Consider the following 1,428-nt stretch of genomic DNA (forward strand, 5'->3'; position numbering starts at 1 on the left):
GGTTGCGTCCTTGGAAGTGGTGTAGCGGGTTGGACCTGATCCGGGGGTTTGCTCCGGCGTCCGGGTTGGTGCCCGCATAGCAAGACGGCCACCGGCTGATCTTCGAAGTGTCTAAAGCCTCGAAGGAGATCAGCACGATGACCGCACCAGACAGTCTGCCCCTGCACGCCCTGACCGAGGACAACCTCGCCACGGCGAGTCCCGACCTGCTGCGCGCGATGGTCAAGACGTTCACCGACGCCCTGATGTCCGCCGAAGCAGACGCGATGTGCAACGCCGAGTACGGGCAGGTCAGCGACGAGAGGGTCAACCACCGCAACGGGTATCGCCCGCGCGAGTGGGACACCCGCGCGGGAACCGTCGAGCTCGCGATCCCGAAGCTGCGGACCGGCAGCTACTTCCCGGCCTGGCTGCTGGAACGCCGCCGCCGCGCCGAGCAGGCCCTCATCTCGGTGGTCGCCACCGCCTACCTCCTTGGAGTCTCGACCCGCCGGGTGGAGAAGCTCGCGCAGTCCCTGGGCGTGACGCAGCTGAGTAAGTCGCAGGTCAGCGCGATGGCCAAGCACCTGGACGCGCAGGTCACAGCGTTCCGCAACCGGCCGCTGGACGCCGGCCCGTATGCGTTCGTCTGGGTCGACGCGCTGACCCAGAAGGTCCGCGAGGAAGGGCGGATCGTCAACATCCACGCGCTGGTCGCGGTCGGTGTCAACGCCGACGGGCACCGCGAGATCCTCGGCATCGACGTCGCCACCGCCGAGGACGGCGCCGGCTGGCTGGCGTTCCTGCGCTCGCTGACCGCCCGCGGCCTTTCCGGAGTCCAGCTCGTCGTCTCCGACGCCCACACCGGCCTGGTGGCCGCCATCGGAGCCGTCCTGCCCGGCGCGTCCTGGCAGCGCTGCCGCACCCACTACGCCAGGAACCTGCTGTCCCAGGTGCCGAAATCCGCCCAGCCGTGGGTGGCGACCCTGCTGCGGACGGTCTTCGAACAGCCCGACGCCGACGCTGTCCACGCCCAGATGCGGCACGTCCTGGACGCGTTGGAGGCGAAGTTTCCCAAGGCCGCCGAACACCTCGACACCGCCCAGGCAGACCTGCTGGCCTTCACCGCCTTCCCCCGCGAGATCTGGCGGCAGATCTGGTCGAACAACCCCCAGGAGCGGCTCAACAAGGAAATCCGCCGCCGCACCGACGTCGTCGGGATCTTCCCCGACCGCACCGCCCTCATCCGCCTGGTCGGCGCCGTCCTGGCCGAACAGAACGACGAATGGACCGAAGCCCGCCGCTACATGAGCCGGGAACTGCTTGCCAGGACCAGCCACCCGAACGAGTCACACACCGACGAAACCGCACTCCCCACCGAACTCACCGCATAACCTCACAACAAGATCACCGAGTGGCCGTCGATACACCACTCCAGCGGACGTGACC

General features: G+C 68.2%; 1 protein-coding gene. It reads left to right on the forward strand.

Translation table 11 applies throughout. The features are described 5' to 3' along the window. Positions 1 to 137 precede the first annotated feature (137 nt). Positions 138 to 1,373, forward strand: a complete 1,236-nt coding sequence (locus ACH4PY_RS37100) for an IS256 family transposase (protein ID WP_398192934.1) — start codon at positions 138 to 140, stop codon at positions 1,371 to 1,373. Positions 1,374 to 1,428: the final 55 nt, after the last annotated feature.

Source organism: Streptomyces sp. NPDC021224 (assembly GCF_044332905.1).
Classification (GTDB): Bacteria; Actinomycetota; Actinomycetes; order Streptomycetales; family Streptomycetaceae; genus Actinacidiphila.

Coding starts and splice junctions, on each gene's coding strand:
- ACH4PY_RS37100 (WP_398192934.1), top strand. CDS start 138: ATGACCGCACCAGACAGTCTGCCCCTGCACGCCCTGACCGAGGACAAC.